11 protein-coding genes are annotated in these 18,896 nt (G+C 50.2%); 5 read left to right on the top strand and 6 right to left on the bottom strand.

Features of this window, described 5'->3' with window-relative positions:
• Positions 1-97: 97 nt before the first annotated feature.
• Positions 98-952, bottom strand: coding sequence for a glycine betaine ABC transporter substrate-binding protein (locus ACI7MX_RS12470; protein WP_405587723.1), 855 nt, complete (start codon positions 950-952; stop codon positions 98-100).
• A gap of 280 nt (positions 953-1,232) precedes the next feature.
• Here ACI7MX_RS12470 and ACI7MX_RS12475 point away from each other — a divergent pair, with 280 nt between their 5' ends.
• Entirely contained in the window at positions 1,233-2,780 is a 1,548-nt protein-coding gene (locus ACI7MX_RS12475) for a beta (1-6) glucans synthase (RefSeq protein ID WP_405587726.1), read from the top strand.
• A 138-nt stretch (positions 2,781-2,918) separates the two neighbouring features.
• Here the strand turns inward: ACI7MX_RS12475 and ACI7MX_RS12480 are convergent, their stop codons facing one another.
• Positions 2,919-3,284 (bottom strand): hypothetical protein, encoded by a 366-nt coding sequence (locus ACI7MX_RS12480; protein ID WP_314482348.1) that lies wholly within the window; start codon positions 3,282-3,284, stop codon positions 2,919-2,921.
• Positions 3,285-3,514: 230 nt separating this feature from the next.
• On the opposite strand from ACI7MX_RS12480, the gene ACI7MX_RS12485 reads away from it, so the two are divergent.
• The 3 genes from ACI7MX_RS12485 (at position 3,515) to ACI7MX_RS12495 (ending at position 6,447) form a co-directional block, all read left to right on the top strand.
• The gene (locus tag ACI7MX_RS12485; RefSeq protein ID WP_314482344.1) at positions 3,515-4,813 is read left to right on the top strand and encodes a serine/threonine protein kinase; all 1,299 of its coding nucleotides are present in this window, start codon (positions 3,515-3,517) and stop codon (positions 4,811-4,813) included.
• A complete protein-coding gene (locus ACI7MX_RS12490; RefSeq protein WP_405587730.1) occupies positions 4,806-5,594 on the top strand; it encodes a VacJ family lipoprotein in 789 nt (262 codons plus the stop codon). The genes ACI7MX_RS12485 and ACI7MX_RS12490 overlap by 8 nt, the downstream gene beginning before the upstream one ends.
• Positions 5,595-5,811: 217 nt before the next feature.
• Complete coding sequence (locus ACI7MX_RS12495) at positions 5,812-6,447, top strand: response regulator (protein WP_405587733.1); 636 nt, start codon at positions 5,812-5,814, stop codon at positions 6,445-6,447.
• A 102-nt stretch (positions 6,448-6,549) separates the two neighbouring features.
• On the opposite strand, the gene ACI7MX_RS12500 is transcribed toward ACI7MX_RS12495, so the two are convergent.
• The 4 genes from ACI7MX_RS12500 to ACI7MX_RS12515 form a co-directional block, all read right to left on the bottom strand.
• Positions 6,550-10,143, bottom strand: a complete 3,594-nt coding sequence (locus ACI7MX_RS12500; RefSeq protein WP_405587736.1) for a sugar-binding protein — start codon at positions 10,141-10,143, stop codon at positions 6,550-6,552.
• Positions 10,144-10,221: 78 nt separating this feature from the next.
• Complete coding sequence (locus tag ACI7MX_RS12505; protein WP_405587739.1) at positions 10,222-13,635, bottom strand: hypothetical protein; 3,414 nt, start codon at positions 13,633-13,635, stop codon at positions 10,222-10,224.
• A 78-nt stretch (positions 13,636-13,713) separates the two neighbouring features.
• Complete coding sequence (locus tag ACI7MX_RS12510; RefSeq protein WP_405587742.1) at positions 13,714-16,107, bottom strand: hypothetical protein; 2,394 nt, start codon at positions 16,105-16,107, stop codon at positions 13,714-13,716.
• Positions 16,108-16,145: 38 nt separating this feature from the next.
• Positions 16,146-17,939: a hypothetical protein gene (locus tag ACI7MX_RS12515; protein WP_405587745.1), complete on the bottom strand. Its 1,794-nt coding sequence runs from the start codon at positions 17,937-17,939 to the stop codon at positions 16,146-16,148.
• 400 nt (positions 17,940-18,339) lie between these two features.
• On the opposite strand from ACI7MX_RS12515, the gene ACI7MX_RS12520 reads away from it, so the two are divergent.
• Positions 18,340-18,858, top strand: coding sequence for a hypothetical protein (locus tag ACI7MX_RS12520; protein ID WP_314482324.1), 519 nt, complete (start codon positions 18,340-18,342; stop codon positions 18,856-18,858).
• Positions 18,859-18,896 lie beyond the last annotated feature (38 nt).

Here is an 18,896-nt window from a genome sequence, read left to right on the forward strand (position 1 = left end):
CACAGCCGAGCAGCTCCCAGTGAAGCCCTCTTATACGCAAAAACCGCTTGGCTTAACGCCAAACGGTTCTGTGGACTGCGAGCTAGACGCCTCGCGATTATTCAGCTACCCACTCGGCAACGCGCTCCGGGTGTTTGGCAACCCACTCTTTAGCCGCTATCTCAGGTTTTTCACCATCCTGTATTGCCAGCATTACCTCACCAATTTCATCTTTTGAATGCCACGAAAACTTCTTCAAAAAAGCCGCGACTTCAGGGGCTTTCCCCGCCAGGTCTTTACTGCCGATGCTATTAACAGTTTCGGCTGCACCATAAACCCCTTTGGGATCATCCAAAAAACGCAACTTCCACTTCGCAAACATCCAGTGAGGCACCCAACCTGTCACAACAATAGGCTCTTGCTTGGCATAAGCACGGCCCAGTTCCGAGGTCATCGCCGCGCCTGAGCTGGCTTGCAGTTTATAGCCCAGACCATACTCCTTGATCGCTTCATCGGTTTTCAGCATCACCCCGGAGCCAGCGTCAATACCGACGATCTTCTGTTTGTAACCCGTGTCATTTTTCAAATCCGCAATGGACTTGGCTTTCACATAGTCAGGGACGATGAGCCCAATTTTCGCATCGTTGAAGTTAGGCCCGTAGTCGACCACTTTGTCTTTGTTTTTTGCCCAGTATTCGCCATGGGTCACAGGCAACCAGGCTGACAACATGGCATCGAGTTTGCCCGTCGCCACACCCTGCCACATGATCCCGGTCGCAACTGGCATAAGCTTCACGTCATAACCCAGTTTCTGCTTGATCACTTCAGCCGCTACATGCGTCGTGGCCACGCTATCGGACCAACCATCTACATAACCGATGCTCAAGGTCGGCTTCTCTTGGGCGCTCGCTAAACCCGCACTCATCGCCAACATCAAGGCAGTTACCGTGCGCAATAGTCGTCGCATCTTCATTGTCGATTCCCCAGCGTGCGGGGCCCGACGAGTGCCGGGCCGCATCAAGACATTGAGGCAGGCACACCCGGCCCACACTCTTTGCGCCTTGATCATTAACTGCCCCAGCCCTGCGGTCTGCTCTGACGACGACCTTGAGACAATCAGTAACGACACTGAGGGCCCATTCCCTTTTAATGCCAAAACGTCCTTTTCTCGTAACATGTCCAAATTTTGCCAAGCACGCTCAGAGGCCTAATTACAGGTAAGATGCGCGCCTTTGCTTAGATATGGCCTGACAATGCCCGCGACCGAACGCTTCCCTGCCCTGCCTTATTTCTTCGCCTCCTTACTGGCCGTACTGGCTATTACGGGTTTCTGGTATGGCCTGGGACAACCGGTCATATTGCCGGACGCGGCCACCCCTACCCATAAGCTGCAATGCGCGTCCTATACGCCGTTCGACAAGGATCAGTCGCCCTTCGACCAGCCCTTCGTGCCTCGCGTAGAACGCATGGACGCAGATCTCGCCCTGCTCGCCACACGCTTTGAGTGCATTCGCACCTATTCGCAGACCGGACTTGAAGCCCTGCCTGAGTTGGCGCGCAAACATGGTTTGAAAATCATGAGCGGTGCCTGGGTCAACGGAAACAACGAAGACACCCAGAAAGAAATCTCAGCCCTGATCAAGTCGGCCAATGACAACCCCGATGTCATCAGCGCCTTGATCGTCGGCAACGAGACACTGCTGCGCAAAGAGGTGACAGCGACTCAGCTGGTCAAACTGATCAACCAGGTGAAAAGTCAGGTCAAGCAGCCAGTCACCTATGCCGATGTGTGGGAGTTTTGGTTGCAGCACCCGGAAATTGCCCCGGCAGTCGACTTTCTTACTATTCACCTGCTCCCCTACTGGGAAGATGATCCTGCAGGAATCGACCGGGCGGTCAATCACGTCGCAGAAATTCGCCAGGTTTTCGGTAACAAGTTCGCCCCCAAAGACATCTTGATTGGTGAAACCGGCTGGCCAAGCGAAGGTCGCCAGCGTGAAACCGCCCTGCCCAGCCGCGTAAACGAAGCCAAGTTCATTCGCGGCTTTGTCTCCCTGGCAGAACAAAATGGCTGGAAGTACAACTTGATAGAAGCCTTCGACCAGCCGTGGAAACGCTCAAGCGAAGGCGCTGTAGGAGGTTACTGGGGTTTGTTTGATGCTGACCGTCAGGATAAAGGCATTCTTGCCGGCCCAGTCACCAACTTGCCGCACTGGCCCGTTTGGCTGGGTCTGGGTCTTGCGCTGTTGTTGAGCACGCTACTGATCGGGGGGCGGGTGAACACTACCCGCTCAGCATTGCTGCTACCCGCTCTGGGAGCGGTCGCAGGATGCAGTATCGTCGCATGGGCCGAGTTGGCATCCGTCACCAGCCGCTTTGCCGGGGAATGGCTATGGGCCGGCTTGCTGATTGGATTGAACCTGATTGTTATGACCCATGCTGCATTGATCCTCGGCCAGAAAGAAGGCTGGCGAGGGCGTTGGTTTGATGCATTGGAGCGCCGCGCAGGCTGGTGGCTGGCGGGTGCGGGTTTCGCCGCCGCCGTCATGATGCTGGGCTTGGTATTTGAGCCGCGCTATCGCAGCTTTCCAAGCGCTGCCGTGCTGCTTCCAGCACTCGTTTACCTGATTCGGCCCATACGTGGGCCGCGCCGCGAATTGGGCTTGCTGGCATTTATCATTGGCGCCGGTGTCCCGGTGCAACTTTACCGCGAGGGGCTGAATAACCAACAAGCCTGGGTATGGGCACTCGTGTGCGTGCTGATGGTACTGGCCTTGAGTCGTAGTGTGCGAAAACGCTGAAACAGGCGCGCGAACTTGATGCTTGCCAATGCCGAGGGCCAGACCGGCAGTTAAATCGATGCAAGCCATCAGGTATCGCGCGCTCACCGAATCATTCTTTACCTGCATCTGACAACCGAACCTAACGGTCGGTAATGATTACGGCCGGGGCGCGCGCACCAATCGCAGCCCCGCAATCACCACAGCAAATACAGCCAGGCTGGCGTTATAGAGCGCCAATGCCGGAAAACCAAACAGCAGCGCCAGTACTGCCAGCGCATAACCAACTCGCCCGCGCGCCAAAAAAGCCAACACTGACGTGATCAAGGCGATCCAGCCCATTACCCTGAAGTGGATCAGCCAACCCAAGTTAGCCCGAAGTTGACATTCCCAGCGCGTAGCTTCTGCAACACAGGTTCCCACCCACTGCGGATCTTCCATCAAGCCATAACGCAGGCCATAACTGGCAACCAGCCATATGGCCAGAGCGACAAACAGCACGATTAATGGCAAACGAGCACGCATAGAAAACTCCGATAAGCAAAACGGCGCTCAGCTTAATCGCCCTTCATCGCTATGCAAGCCTTGCAAACAGATATCTGTTCACTAAAGTCATTCAACGTGTATCTTCCGACAGCCATTTGCCTGCTTGCGACTGTGTGGGAATTAATTAGTGCTGCGGTATGGCACTTTGGCAGTCGCCCTGCGGTCTTAGCCTGCGAATCTTCTCAGCACCTTCTCTAGGGATTGTCTTCATGCTTCGTTCTCTGCCCCTTGCTGCCCTTTTGGTCGGCCTATTTTTGAGTGCGTCCGCACAGGCGGTGGATGTCGATCCCGCCACCTATGGCTACCCCATCACCAACCCTTTTGAAGCGACCATTGCTACCACGCCTCCGCAAATGCGTCCGTATTTGCCCAGCGAAGATGATATCGATCAATCTGATTACACCCTGACGATGCGACCTGATCGCGAGTTCACGCTGCCTGCTAACTTCTGGGCAGTGAAAAAACTCACCTACCGCATGGCAAAACAGGATCACCCGGCGCCGCTCATGTTTTTGATTGCCGGCACCGGCGCCCCCTATGACAGCAGCCTCAACGAGTTTTTAAAAAAGCTGTTCTATCAGGCGGGGTATCACGTGGTGCAGTTGTCATCGCCCACCAGCTATGACTTTATGAGCGCTGCGTCACGTTATGCCACACCGGGCATCAGCCAATACGACGCTGAAGATTTGTATCGGGTCATGCAGGCCGTACGCGCGCAACAGGCAAGCGTACCGGTGACTGATTTTTACCTCGCGGGTTACAGCTTGGGCGCACTGAATGCAGCCTTTGTCAGTCACCTGGACGAGACCCGCAAAAGCTTCAATTTCAAGAAAGTGTTGATGCTCAACCCGCCGGTCAATCTTTACACCTCCATCAGCAACCTCGACAAGTTGGTGCAGACCGAAGTTAAAGGCATCAGTAACAGCACGACATTCTATGAACTGGTATTGGGCAAGCTCACCCGTTACTTCAAGCAAAAAGGCTATGTCGATATTAATGCCGCGTTGGTCTACGACATTCAGAACTCCAAAGAGCGTCTGACCAACGAACAAATGGCCATGCTGATTGGCACCATGTTTCGCTTCTCGTCGGCTGATATTGTATTCACCTCTGACTTGATCAACCGCCGCGGCCTGATTACCCCGCCCAACTACCCGATCACAGAAGGCACCAGCCTGACACCGTTCCTGAAGCGCTCACTGTTGTGCGACTTTGATTGTTACCTCACCGAGCAAGTCATCCCCATGTGGCGGGCGAAAACCGATGGCGGCGGCCTGTTGCAGTTGATTGACCAAGTCAGCCTGTATGCACTGAAGGACTACTTGCAAAACAGCCCGAAAATTGCCGTCATGCATAACGCGGACGACATCATCCTGGGCCCGGGTGATCTTGGATTCCTGCGTAAAACCTTCGGTGATCGCCTGACGGTTTACCCCTACGGCGGCCATTGCGGCAACCTTAACTACCGTGTCAACGCTGACGATATGCTGGAGTTCTTCCGTGGCTAAACATCTTTTGCTTCTCGCCGCCCTACTCAGCGCAAGCTATGCCCAAGCGGATAACACCAAGACGGATACAGAGCGCAGCCAGGACATCGACGGCTTTACCCAGCCCTTGAAACTCCTGAAGTTCAATCCCGGGCTGGATCAGCGCGAGTTTGAACGAGCAACAATGAGCGCCCTCAGCGTGTACGACCCGCTGGAGCCCATCAACCGTCGCATTTACCACTTCAACTACCGCTTCGATCAGTGGGTATTCTTACCCGTAGTCGACGGCTACCGGTATGTCACACCGAGCTTTTTACGCACGGGCGTCACCAATTTTTTCAATAATCTTGGCGATGTACCGAATCTCTTCAACAGCTTGCTGCAACTCAAAGGGCACCGCTCGCTGGAGACCACAGGCCGGCTCTTGTTGAATACAACGTTGGGTGTTGCAGGCTTATGGGATCCGGCAACGGCCATGGGCCTGCCGCGCCAAAGCGAAGACTTCGGGCAAACGCTGGGGTTCTATGGCGTACCCGGCGGCGCTTACCTGATGCTGCCGATTCTGGGACCTTCAAACCTGCGCGACACCACAGGGCTGGTCGTGGATTACGGCGTCAATCAGGAAATCAACTTTCTCAACGTCCCTCACGAAAGCACACGACACCCGGAAATCTGGGTGCTCGGCGCAGTCGATAAACGCTACAACACCAGTTATCGCTACGGGCAGTTCGATTCGCCGTTTGAATATGACAAGTTGCGCTACATCTACACCGAAGCGAGAAAACTGCAGATAGCCGAGTAGGAGTATTCAGGGCTGCGTGCAGCCCTGAACCGCTTTTATTGCACTTGCAGTCCAAAGTAGCACTCTCACAAACATCAATACTCAGCTTTGAGCAGATATAACCTACAGCATTTGTAACGGCACACTTATTAAAATACTGCCCCCACACTGCTCAATGGTCCAACATGCGCACCTCTTCTTACTTCGCACCTTTAATACCCTCGCACCGTGTGACTTCATGAGCCTGCGCATTATCGCTGCTGACGATCATCCGGTAGTGTTAATGGGCATACGCATGGCCCTCTCTCACTCACCCTACCCCACTGCCATCGTCGGTGAAGCGGTCAGCACCCATGAGCTTGTACAACGTCTCGAATGCCAACCTTGCGATATGTTGATCACCGATTTTTCGATGCCAAATGGAAACTTTCCCGATGGCATGGTGCTTATCCGCTATATCCGCCGAAACTTCGCCTCCATAAAAATCATTGTGATGACAATGCTCAGCAATCCTCATTTATTAAGCGATCTTTTAAAAAACGGGGTTCAAGGCTTATTTGACAAACATCAGCCACTGGAGGGGCTCATACACGCCATTCATCGCATAAGTCGGGGGCAGACTTATATCAGCGAAACCTTTTCATCGGTGCAGGCCCGACCGAGGCGGGGCGAAACACTCAACAGCCCTCTGACTGAACGGGAACTTGAAGTGCTTCGTTTAATTGGTCAAAACCAGTCCGGCCGGGAAATTGCTGAGCATTTGAATCGAAGCGAAAAAACTATCAGTCGGCAAAAGCGCATGGCAATGCAAAAACTTGGCATCCAGTGCAACAGTGACCTGATGGAGTTTGTTCGTAAGAGCGGGCTTGTCTAAACCTCGCCAAGCCAAACAGGAAGAACCTGCTTGGCCAACCTCCCTTGTGTCCAGGCAAAACTCTACTTGCCGCAGGGTAACGGCAAGCGGAGCAAGAAACTTTTAGGTACTCACGCTACTCAAGCGTCCCAGGCTGTCATATGCCAGAGTACGGCCTGCTTCATCCTGAATCAGGTTCCCATCTTCGTCATAGTACAATTCAATCCTTGCAGGGTAGTCAGGTTGATAACTATTGGTAATTGCCGTTAGCTGACAGGCATCAGCATCATTTTTGTATTCGTAATAGCTCTTGTTCAATCCGTCTTCAAATTTTGTTTCAACGAAGGTGATATTGTCTTGGCCATCGAAACTAAATATTTGTCTCTTAATGACTTTACCGTATGGGTCTATGGGTGCCTGACTGCCACTGCACAAATATACAATCAACCGTGATCGCAAGTCATATTCATACGTTTCATCACGCAATATTTCACTGCCTTGCTTCAACGTACGCTGAACGATCCGGTCACTTGGGTCATAGATTTGCTCAAGGGTTTGACTGACCCCATCACCAAGGTGGAATGTGCGTAGTTTTTCACGACCGAAATCATCGTATTCAAGGTCAATTTTTAAGCTTTGCGCTGTATCGACAGTTTCGATTCCGGTCATTTGCCCCAGATGATCGTAAGAAAATGTCGAGCTGAGTGAGCCTAACGATGTGGTCAACAATCGTGCATGTTCATCATATTCGTAAGTCTGGGTTTGACCGAGCACATCGGTGTATGCGAGTAATCGCGCTTGCAAACTGTACTCATAATGCATGATGTGAGTTTCTTGACCGCCTTCTTCTCGACTCTCACTTTTAATCTCACCGGAGCTGAAATAATCGCGCTGCAGAGTTATACCCTGCTCTTTAGTGCGTAATAACCGCGCATTCTGAGGATCGTATTCATAAGTTGCGGTACTTTCCTCCGCGACCCTTTGTTCTGGGTCTTCACCCAGTTCTGGCCGGTAGACGTAACCCGTTACCTTGCCACTTGGCCGCCGAACGCTTTTGGGTTGACGCTGGCCTGGATCGAAGGAATAAAGACTGGTACGCCCTCCAGTGATCGAAACCGTCATGCGATCAAGACCATCGAATTCTTGCTCTCCCAGCACCTTGCCATCCACACTGATTTTAATCGGCAAGTCTTCGCTGCTGTGCCCGGCGTACTCACGCACGACCTCGCTGCTGTCAGGCAATATCGTTTTAGTCAGTCGATTGAAAGAGTCGTACTCAAATCGGGTCCAACCACCTGAAGGGTCGATTTCCTCAGCAGTACGTCCCAGGCCGTCGTAGTGATAGACATGCTCGCTGAGCTGCTGCCCATTAAGGTCGATACGAATTACGCTGGCGGGCTTGTCGAATACATTGTTCGTGGTCACTGTTTTGCCCATGCCTTCGACCCACTTGGCGGAGGTACGGGCAATCGGGTCAGTGACCTCATGTTCCTCAACTTTATCGGGGCGGATCATACTGCGTTGCACGCCCCAATCGTCATATCTAAAGACAGTGGTCAAGGGTACGGTTTTATCTCGCTCCCAATCCAGGGCCGTTTCACTGATCTTCTGGTCAAGGTGGTTGTAACGTGCACGGTAGATTTCACGGAACTCATTTGGATTACCGCCCAAACCATCAGCATCCAGCCGGGTTTCTTTAACTACGCGATGATGGCCGTCCAACCATGTAATGGTCTCTACGCCCTTGACATTCAAGGCGCTTTGCCTGGCTTGTTGTCCTTGCTCATTACAGAGCGAGTAGGTGTAGCTGCGATTGGCACTGTAGTCGGTGTCCGGCGCCACGGTTTCTTTAGTCACACGGCCCAACAGGTCATATTCGTAGGCAACCTCCACATCGTTTTCATCACGATTGAGCAGGGGTTCGCCGCTGAGTAATGAGTGCTCCAGAGTAAATACTTTGCGAACGTACTTGTCTGGATTTTCATCATCGTGGTCAAAACCAGTCAAGGTCGTCACTGTGCGCAGTACAAACTCACCAGTTCGAATATTTTTGCTCGGGTTATAGGCGTATTCGGTGGTGGTGGTATTGCCGTTGATACTGACGGTGTCCTGCAGTTTTCGCCCGTGCTCAAAGGGGTTGTCCGGCGCCTCAATGTAGCTGAAGGTTTGGCGCTGCAGGGAAGCGTCGTTCTCATACAAGGCCTCCTCGGTCATCGCCAGCCACGACCCGTTACCGGTGAGTCCTTTATATTCGGTGTAGCTGTACCGAGTGTGCAGAGCGGGTGCAGTTCCATAAACGGAGGGCGCCGGTGTCACGGTTTTACTTTTAAGGTTGCGTACAAACTGTTGAGGATCAGCCGGACAACCTTCTTCGCCGTTTTTGTCATACCACGTAGAGGTTTCGGTCACACCAGAGGCGTCGACCTGGGTGAGCAGGTTGCCGAAATGATCATAGGTGTAGCTCTCCACCTCTCTGTATCGGGGATCGCTTGCAGCTTGCTTACGCCACGTGCGAGTCACTGTCTTTGGCAGTTGGCAATAAGCTGGTTGATCCTGGAAATCTACCGAAGGATTAATGTAGTACTCGGTTTCGGTCACCAATAAGGTGTCGTCGCTCTCGAGCAAGGCTTTTTGACTGACCTCTTCGCGCAGCATCAGATGAAAGCGGTTGAAGAGCCGACGGGTAGTGCGTATCGCTCGATTGCTGGAGGAATCCCAAAGCTGCTCATGCGTTTCGTATTCATAATCGGGGCTAACCTTATAAAGGTTGTCCAGACCGTCGTCGCTCCATGCAATATCACTTCCGTAGCCGAGAAAGTTATGGTCGTTGGTTCTATCAGGTTTCCTGGAACCGTAGGTGAAGCGGGTTTCGATTGGCGGTTGCTCAAAGCCTGGATTCCGAATGAACGTGCCCACCCGAGGCAACCTACGCTCGGTAATGCCCGGAAAGTAATGGGGCGTGGCTGAATAGCTGACTGTTTCATGGCCTCCGGCCGGGGTGTAGATATGCTGCAGACACGTAAAACCATTCAAGAAGATGTAGGTAAAACGCCAGGACGCGCTGTCATCAGTCGGCAATACGATGCTGCGGGTTTCACCGTTGATGATATTGAGCACAAACAAGGCTTCGTATGCAGTACCAGGATGCAGTTTGATTTTTAGTTCATTGGTTTCGCGCACTACGCTCAGCAATGTTGAGCCATCAGCATTACTGATGCTGCTGAGCAGAGGCTCAGTTGCGAAAGATTCATAGTCGAAGGTAACGCTGTGGCCCTGTGGCGAAATCATTTGTACGGGCATGGCCAGTTGACCTTGACCCACCTCAAGAATTTCGATCAAACCGGATTTATGCTCGACACGATAACGCTGGTTGCCCAATACATGAAAGTGAAAAGAGTCGAGTTTCTTCTCCGGAATGATCACTTCAGAATCTTGCAGATTGATTTTAAATACTTCACCGGTGTGCAGTGACAGAACCCGGCTGGCCGGATTAAATTGCGTAAGTTGTAAATTCCAGCCTTTACCGAATCCGCTGTCTGCGCTATTAAGTGCATTAAAGTTCAATTGCAGGGGAATAATCGGGCCACATAACGAATTGGCCAGGACCTCAGGAAGTTTAATTGAGCACGTGTACTGCCCTGTACGAGGGTCTACCTGCCCTTGAATAAAACTCATGAAGTTGAAAGCATTACTGTGTACGGAAGTTGTCGTTGACATAAGAAACTCTGTAAATAAATTAAAATCAAGAGCGCATTCATTAATGAATGCGCTTTGCGCTAACTGATCGACGCAAAATCAGCCAATAATCCTGAGTTTATTTCGATTCGTCCCGTCGAAGCCAATTTTCAGTTGGTGATTATTTCCATAATTGTCGATAACGACCAAATCCAGAGCTCGGTTAAAATCACTTTTCATATACCGATCGAACGTCCAGTATTCACGTCGCTGCAGGCAGAACAATACCTGACCTGCAGGAGGGGAATCGCTATTTTTGACAATCAATTCTGGGTGCTGAGTCTGGCCAGCTATACGACGCAAGAGAATGTTATCAAAATGCATGATCATATCTCCGTTCTCGTTTCGGTAATCAGCCATTGCCCAGCCAGTGATACTGTGAACATCCTCAAGAGTTGTGTTGCTCTCCCATTGGACCATGCTGGTATTGCCGACAAACTCGACACTTCTGATCGGCTTAACCACCTCAAGAATTTTCAGTTTCAAATAGTAATAATCCAGCGAACTAAGATCCACTTCGTTCGCACCACCCTCAACACGAATAGGCCAAGGTTCAGAGCTAGAATTATCAAATGTGAAAGCAACGCCGCCTACCGTCCCCCCCAAAGGAGGTTCTTTGGCGACAAGTTTAATCACTTTTTTAGTATTCTCATCGTCGCCAGTTTGTGTATTGGTATAGAACGGTCGATAACTGTCACTGAGCAACATGGCGGCAATGCGCAAATCTTCGACTTTATGGCACTGAACGAAGAATTCTTTGAGTTGAACTGTCTTGAGGGAGTGACCTTGCTCCACTTCGCTAGCCACGAAGCCGGGATGCGGATAAGGATCAAACCTGTCATCTGCTACTTCAGTGCAATGCCACTTGTCACCCTTAGGTACACCCCCTATACCCACCTCAGGTAATGGAATTTTCTGATCTGCAGTCACGAGACAAATACTGGCCATTTCTGTATCTGACAGCATCACCTCATTATTATTGACATCAGTGGGACGCACACGCACAACCACTCTGGCTTGTTGCAGACCGTTGGCGTAGACCGTAGGTGACGGCATGGTTACTTCAAACTCGAACACATCCAGCTGATACCAATTGGACTGTTTGGCGTGCTCAGACAAATGAATAACGCAATAGCCTTGATGGTTGAAAAAATCATCCTCTACACTGACTTTCACCACGCTGTAGGGAAGCGATATTTCTTCGGGCGCTGTGAATATTCCTGTCTCGGGATCAACCTGCCCCTCTCCAACGACCACTTCCCATTTAAAAACAGTCGGGGCATGATCGCCTGCAACCTTCAGCAGTGCGGAGCTGGCGGGTCTTAAACCAGGATGGAGTGGCGGCGACATATCAAGCGCATAATGCCCTTGACGCAATATCACAGTACCGATAGCTTTTTCGCCGGTGACAGTGTCCTCGACATCAAACAACACTGCTTGCAACGTGCCATCGGGTAAAGATGCAGACGGAGGGGTATACACGGCATCTGTGCCATCGGCGACCAAGCTGCCGACATCATCCCTGGGCGTCCACTTCAAAGAGCCGGTACCCAAGGTCGATGCTTTTAGATTTACGCTTTTGCGCGCATCCATGTCGATCACTGTAATTGCGGGGGTTACCACCACGCCCGCCATCACCACTGTGACCAAGGCCGAAGCAGTTACTTCCTTGCCAGTTGCAGGGTCGGTGTAAGTGGCAGTGACCACATTGCGAGACGCAGAGCCGTCCAGTAGCTGAATTGAAGGCGCCGTATAAGTCCCATTATCAATGGTCCCCAAAGCACGTACGCCGTCTACACTGCGAACACTCCAGCTCACCTCCGCGGCTTTAAGGTTTAACTGCTTAATATCGAAACTAATGCTGTTACCCGCTTTGATGACGGGCAGCAAAGGCTCAAGGGTGAAAGTGGTTTCTTTCGGATCAATATGCCCCACCATCAGCAGATCACCCGGCAGCCGGGCATCGGTCAAATGCAGAGCATTTCTTTCAGGAAACAATAGATTACTAATGGCAAGGGTATTGATTTCAGGGATACCAAAATTTTTAAACTTTGCGGCATCCTGAAAAAAAAGTTTGTATTCATTCAACTTGTTTATTACGGCAGGTATGCAGACATCGTACATACCTCGGGAAAACTCCAAGTTCCTGTAACTTTCAACCACAGGTTGATAATCTTGGGAAAAATTGGCTTTCAGCGTGCGTGTTTTGAACAGCAATGAATTATCAGATGGGTCGACCACAGGATCGAACACGATATTAACGTCAGCCGTCACCTCACCGTCAGAGTCATAATAGGTATGACCGAACGGGAAGTGCCAGATGTCTACCTGGAAGGGTTGTTTTTGCACGCCCGGATTCCAGGAAATAGATAAAGCAGCATCCTCGGTGGGCAGAATTCTTAACGCATTATCAGTGACTGGGTTATAAAACGGAATCTTGTGCCGCCCAATGGTGGACACCTTTTCTGTTAGTACAGCAGAGTCATGCCATTGATGGTAATAAGCTGGCAATAGGAGGTCTCCACTGACAGCCTTAAGTGAACGGGCTACATAATTTGATTCAAACACACGCTCAAACGTAATGCCATTCCCCACCATTGCCTCAATCGGGTATTGAATATACCAGTCAAACATTACTCGGCTGGCCAGAACCAATGCCCCTGAATACTTCGCTTTACCCGTATTGGCATCCACATCATTAGGGATCAGATAATCAAATGCGCCCTCAGCAGGATCGTCCCCTTCATTAGGATTACCCTTGGTACGGACCATCAGTACGACTGCGCCCTCGCCATAGTCGTCGGAACTGCGAATTTTTCCTTGCTCGGTCGCCATGGTCCGGATCTTGAATGAACGAGGAGCCAGCAAATCCACGTCCCGTAAATCCAGCATGCCCAACTCATAGACGCGATCTTCAGGTTTTTGCTCCATGAACAAAGTCTTGAAAAAATCGCCGAGCTTCTCTTGAGCTTTAGATTCATTCACCAAATTACAGCGGCAGTTATAACCATCACCAATATCGATAATGACCCTGCCTTGTTCATTGACCGTGCCTTGACTGGCGGCCAAATCGATATCCATCGTGACAGTATGCCCTTGGTGAGCACTCACGATATAGCTATAAACAACACTGCTAGGGCTTTGTAACGAGCCTTGGCGCACATAAGATACCGTTCCTGAAACAATATCCATGGTTGCTGTCACGCGCGAGTCACGTAGCGACGCTGCCTCAAAACTTAACCGTGGTTGGCTCAATATCAAGCCACTCAGCTCCACCACTTCCTCCCCGTCAGGCGTCATTGGAGCAACGCCTGTAATACGCTTCATAAAACTGTCGCGATTAAAGCGAGTAATATATTGCTGCTCCAATAACCTGTTGACCTTGGCGCGGTTCATAAACATAACGGCATCCCAGCCGAGGGTGACTGACTTGCCGGACATGCGTTTGGTTAATTCAGATAATGAATAAGTCATGACGTGTATACCTTGAAATACGAAGTAAAAATAACCCCTAAATGCTCATTAAGTGGCATTTAGAGGAAAACGTGAAAATTATTCTGCGAGTACCACAGGGGGATCTGAGTACTCAATTATCTCGACATATTTAGAAAGTGGCAGGGGAACAACTGCGTAAGCATGGATATCAGCAAAGTCACCAGGCACCGTACCGGACACCACAATAAAACTGGAGGGGAGAATAGTTGAAGGCTCGGTGTAAATCCCGTTGAGATCATCGAATGTTCCCTCGCCACTGATCAATTTCCAGATCACATTAGTGGGATCAATGGGACCATTCTTTCCTCTGAGTTCAAATTGTACGGTACCGCTCGAAGGCTCACTGTCCTCGGTTATCCACATCGGAGTTGACACCCCTTGCTTAAGAATCAATACCTGTATATAAGCTATTGTCACCACGCCATTGACGTTTTGTTTAACTTCAAACTTGTCAAGAAAAAAGGCCGTGTCGGGGTCCGGCGGGCACCCGGCGGTATAGTGACGCAGGTCGGGTTTCCCTGGAACCTCACTCAATGTGGACCCCCACTCCGGAGTCAAATGTGTCCACTCAAGAATGGCTCCATTTAATGACTTGGCAGAGAGCTCTTTCGTTTGCAACGCATCGCAATTGGTGTAGCTCGCTGCCACCGTGATCATGCTATTAACCACGGTAACCAGCGCCGAACTTTTAACCGGCTGGTTATTTAGCGTGCCTTCGGCGGTCACGATAACGGCCACGAAACCATCAGGCATTTCTGCCTGAGTGGGCGCACTATATAAACCGCTGGCACTGATGCTACCCGCTGGCGCATTTACCCCATCCACGTCCCGCACCTGCCAGTTCACGTTTTCGGCTTTGGGTGTCAAAAAGAACTGCAACAAACTGCCTGCTTCGATGCACGAATTAAGTGGCGACAACACGGTGCTTGTTCGCAACGGATCGATTTGACCGAATACTGCCAAATCGCCGGGTACAAATGCTTCCGTCAATTGCAGGGCATTGTGGCCAGGAAATAAAAGATTGCGAAGAATGAACGTTTCTAGCGTGGGTGTGGTAAGCGATTGGAGAATACCCTCCAGTTGGGGCCGGTAAAAATCATCAGCGAGAGCGATCATATTGATCCCCTCCCAAACAAGGTCTTTCAAATGTTCAAAGCCTCCTATCTTTAATTGAAAGTCAGAGGAGTTCTCATTTTTTTTGAAACTGACTTGGCCTGTAGCATTATCCAAAACCACATCGAAACTAACAGTGTATTTAATATCAAATGAAGCCCCTCCGTAGGCCCACTCATCGCAAGTCGGCCAAGCATAATGAATAACTCGACTGAACGGACGGGTATAGTGTTTATCCAGGACAAACTCAATACGATTCCCCGCTCCTCTTATCGTCAGAGCAGGCCCACCGTCATCAGCTGCAAAATTTAGTGTCAGGTTTGTTTCAAATCTCGCATCAAAATCCTCACTTCTGATCTGGTAGTCATGCACAAACTGATAATTGACGCCTCCCTCTTTTGCTTTAAGACTCCAGCCGATATCACTGCCTCCGCCATTGTCCGTGGTATAGTCCAGAAACTCGATACCATGACCAATATCAACCATCGCCGGAGCCCGTATGATCTTGTCAAACAGCACCCGACTGGAAAGCAACATCCCCCCTGTGAATTTCAGACCACACTCGTCAACGGGTAGCAGGTAAAGCGAACCACTGGCGGGGAAATTTTTACCGTCTTCACCATTTTCCAGTGTAATAAACAACATGACCGCACCATCGCCGTAATCCAGATCGCCCAAAACAGAGACGGGATTGGATTTGACGACTTTGATTTCGAAATTACGGGGTGTCAAAACGCCATTGGCTATACCGTCAATGGAACCGAGCGAAAACTTCTTTTGGCCAGGCGGCAACTTGCAAAAGTATTTTTGGAAATGCTGGCCTACCTCACTCTGTGCAAGTGAACCGACAACAAAGTTGGCCTTGAAATTATCGGCTTTGGCAATGTCTATGATCACCTCACCCAGTCCGCTAACATCACCTTTTGTTATCGGCTGGTCCATCCAGAGTTGCGGCCCCCCGATAGGCAGAATTTCAGAAATCTGGGTGACAAAGTGCGGCCCACCTGAAGGCTTTTCTGTCCTGATGATCAGGCCGCCGATCATATCGAGGGTCAGCCTGGCTCGCGGATCAATTTCAGGGCTAGAACTTTCAAAGGACAATCGAGGCGCGCTCAATTTTAGATTGAAGAGATGGTCTTTAATTACCCCATCGCCCCACGGCGCCACGGTTGAAATAGGCTTAATGTATCCATCCGACGTATTAAAACGCTCTATATATAACTGCATCAACAATTCATTGGCTTTACGTTGATCATACAGTGTTACAGCATCCCAACCACAGGTCAGGGACTTACCTTGCATCTCTTCGATCAATTCGACTAACGTCAGTTGGCTCATAATGTGTATCCTGTAATCAGCGAAGAAGTTAATTGGCGTCAGGCCAGCAATTTTATTTGCAAGGGGTTATTAAAGTTAGTGATGGAATTCCCGCCATCAAAACTGACGCTAAATCGTAATGTAAATATTCCATTTATCGGGACACCCGCCAGGTCTTCACGGGTTAGAACGGCTTTCACCCCACCGCTCACTTCTTCCGCCAGCAACTCACGAGAAGCAATAATATCCCTGTCTTCGATGTCACTGTTTGTTAACCAGAGTCGTACAATTTGGGGTGTCGAAATAAAAGGCCAAAGACCGATGCTCAGCTTCGATCCGCCCGACGGTATATCCGAAAGTTTAAGCGTTGCCGGCGCGCCTACTTGAAGGCCTTCACACGTGATCTGTGAGTAGAAATCCACCTCACGAATAAATAGATTCAACGAAGGCTTGGCCATTTCCCCAGCGACGCTGTACACCACTTCGACCGTTTTACCGAAGTTGTACGGTAATACCGTTGCGGGCACTTTGAACTTCATCGGGTTTAACTGACTGGGTTCAAACACTTCGTAAGAACCATGGGCACCGAAGCCTTTGAAATACGCTATTACTGAATCGCCATCTTCAATGGTAGCGGTGTCAGGAATTGAGATATAGGCACCACTGTATGCCCACATGGGGTCCAATTCATCCCGATTACCAATTTCAACGCTGTTATCAACCGTCGGGGTCGGCAAGATCAAAGGTTTACGCACCGTCAATTCCAGAGGGATGCCTGACCCGGCAGCATCGGCACGCGCATATTGATAACGCAAATTAACGCTTGCGCCGCGATTGGTTATCAGCCACTCCTTCTCGATGGGCACGACAATTTTTCCGCTTTCAATATTGGAACTGTCAATCTTCAACTGCTTGACGGTGTTTTTTGCAGCCCCACTACCCGAACCCGTGCGCGTGCCATAAACCAGCACATCATCACCGACACGAATACCTGGATAGAGCGGGATTGATACGCGAATCCCATCTGGAAACTGGCCGGGATTAATCTCTGTTCCCACCAGATCTATGACACTGGGTGCAGCCAACTCGGCCAACACGGGTGGTTTGAGCACTATGCTGCGCTCTGAGGAAACGGTTTGCGGTTCCTCGGCGCGAGTAGCATAAGTGATCTCGTAATGCAGCCTGAGTGAACCTTCCCTCAAGGCATTCAAGTTGGTTTTATTTAAATCCCACGTCAAAACCTGGCCAGGGTTATTGGACAAGTCGGAATCTGTACTGCTTAAAATTTTTTGGGGGATTGGTACTGCAGGCCCGGCTGTGCCATCTGGATTCACTCCTGTCCAGACCAGCTTGACAATGTCCCCGTTGGACATGGCCGTATAGGGCGGTACAGCAACTTTAAACGTGGGGCCTGTAATAGAATCGGGGTCCAGCTGGCTGTCATGGGACTCTTTTATCTGCGGCGCGGACAACCGGCCGGCTTTACCGATGCCGAAATGAATCCTTTTGGATTCCACTTTAGGTGCAAGGGGTGGATCGGTAATACGCTTAAGAAAATAGGAATAAAACACCTGCCCCTTATCCAGTTTTAATACAAAATCATTTGTGATCGTCATCAAGAAACCAAGGTCAAGTTCGTTGACCGGATCCACCTCAATCGGTATGCACGTGACATCAATGGGATCGTTGTTCTCAGAAAGACCCAACCAGCTCTGATAGAGTATATCCCCGAACACCGGGTTGTCGTATTTGGCATAGGTTGACAGCGAACCGCCATTCAAGGCTTGAGGATCAATAGTATTGTTGATTAACAAAGGAATGACGGGACCCGGCAGAGTGGGTGTTGATGCCATGATGTGTTCCTCAATGAGTGTAAAGGTATGCTGTCGCTCTACGACGAGCAGAGTAAGCAACTTTTTACGCGCTTTTAATAACGTCGTGTACTAATAGAAGAACTAGCTTGACCTGCTCAACCGTCCAGTGCGAGGACGAAATCAAGACCCAAACAATGCAAACCGGTAAGGGGCTACCACTCTCTACCGCCTCGAACAACCATTCATAAGTTTCTTTATATATCCCCACCCGACTGATTCAACGCCTTCAGCAGATTTAAACAATTCAGCCTCTGAGCTAAGCCTCAACCCCATCACTCACTAATAGAAGTATCAGGTGTGGGTAACTTTCGCGGGTGCTACAGTCGGCCTTACAACAACCTTCAGCCCTGGAACGGGCTAATTACGCAGAGACTTCAACATGCTGGCCTCCAAAAAAAACATTTACACCCTCAGCGCTTTACTCTTACTGAGCATGAGCAACCAGGGCAACGCTTCGCCAAAAGTGGCGGAACAAAACAACGGGACTATTCAGTTCTTTAATGATAATGGCGCAGAGAAATGTTCAATAATCATTCCAGAAACCAGCCAAATGTATAACTTCGGCGCAAACGATCAATATTGTGAGAACAATATGGTTTCTACATTCTTGCTGTCCAATGTCCCCTCGGCAACGTTGATCCAATTCTACGCTGACGAATCCTGTACGGAAGCAAAAGCCAAGGAAAATTTTTTCTTTAAACTTAAAACGGTCAAAGCTCCAACGACGTGGACACTGCCTCAATCCATTGATAGCCTTCGCATAATGAAGGCAGGCTTTTTGATTCCTAACAAAGACACCCGTATTGAGGAAGCTTTCGTGGGCTCGGACTTCGCCAACAAGAATTTGAACGAGCACCTTAGCTGCGTTTATATCGAGCGTTCTCAACCCGTAAATTGATGCCTGCTCCCCTCCCCATTCGATATTAAAAAACCCGC

This window comes from Pseudomonas sp. 2024-210 (assembly GCF_045062345.1).
GTDB lineage: Bacteria > Pseudomonadota > Gammaproteobacteria > Pseudomonadales > Pseudomonadaceae > Aquipseudomonas.